Consider the following 1,224-nt stretch of genomic DNA (forward strand, 5'->3'; position numbering starts at 1 on the left):
TCGTGGGCATGTGCTGATGCTTCCCCCAATACAGGTGGGAATATCGCGTACGCCCGACCCTTGTTGTTCACATACCTTATCGCGTGGGTGGTTAATATCGGTGCTACGCTCTGCGATTAAAGTCAACGCGGATTCAACTGCGAAGTGCAACACTCTCGTCTGCAGCCTGACATAACTTGTTAAAGATAACGCTAGGCTGCCTAAAACCAAGACATTTTCTTGGTCGAGCATTCAAGCGGGCCACAGCTTGCATCACCTCTTCTTCTGTGATTTCACGCAGGTCAGTGCCCTTGGGAATATACTGCCTGAGCAGCCCGTTACTGTTTTCGTTTAAACCTCGCTCCCAGGATGAATAAGGATGAGCAAAGTAAATCTCTGTCTCTAATGCCTCGGCTATCGCCTTATGTCCGACAAATTCTGAGCCATTATCTGCGGTGATTGTGTGCACATGCGCGGAGTACGGTCTAAGTAGCTCAATAGTGGCATCACGGACGACATCAGCGTTTTTGCTGCTCACCTTTTTTACCAAGTAAAAACGACTGGTTCGTTCAGCAATGGTAACAAGTGCGCCTGTACCGTGTTTGCCCAAAACAGTATCGATTTCCCAGTCACCAAAACGCTCACGGGTATCCACAATGGCTGGCCGCTCATCGATAGAGACAGGCTCTGGTATCACACAGCGCTTGCTTGTTTTGCCCTTACGATAGCGTTTGTGCCCTTGACGCAATGACCTATACAGTTTGCCGCCAGTCGCTTTATCCGTTGCCACATATTGATAAATCCATTCATGGCTGACAGGCATACCCAACCGCGTGCTCACATGGCTAATCTGCTCTGGGCTCCAATCAACGTTCAGGCAGAGTTTAACAAAATCGATTGTCATCGAAGGTATGCGCCTTTTGGCTGCATGTATACGTCGACTTGTCGTTAGCTGCTGAGCTTGAGCGGGCTCGTAACGACCGTCTGGTAATCGGTTCCTACTTAGCTCTCTCGATATTGTTGATTTTGACTTACAAAGGGTTTCGGCAATGACTGTTTGTGAACAGCCACGGGCCAAAAGGACAGAAATCTGGTATCGTTGTCCTTCGGTCAACTGCTGGTAACTCATGGTAATCACGTTTTGATTTTGGCGATGAGAAGCGTACCACTATCAGCAGTTGACTTCCTCTCGCCAGTTTAACCATGAGTGTTGCACTTATTATCTGAATTCAGGCCTACTTACGA

Annotated in this window: 1 protein-coding gene; it reads right to left on the reverse strand. The window is 48.3% G+C overall.

The genetic code is table 11. The features are described 5' to 3' along the window. Positions 1 to 133: 133 nt before the first annotated feature. Entirely contained in the window at positions 134 to 1,108 is a 975-nt protein-coding gene (locus BGK46_RS14725) for an IS30 family transposase (RefSeq protein WP_069590504.1), read from the reverse strand. Between the last annotated feature and the right edge of the window lie 116 nt (positions 1,109 to 1,224).

The organism is Salinivibrio sp. SS2 (assembly GCF_001722075.1).
Classification (GTDB): domain Bacteria; phylum Pseudomonadota; class Gammaproteobacteria; order Enterobacterales; family Vibrionaceae; genus Salinivibrio; species Salinivibrio proteolyticus.

Bases quoted from the DNA above. Each gene is read 5' to 3' on its own strand.
- BGK46_RS14725 (WP_069590504.1), bottom strand. From the start codon at position 1,108: ATGAGTTACCAGCAGTTGACCGAAGGACAACGATACCAGATTTCTGTC.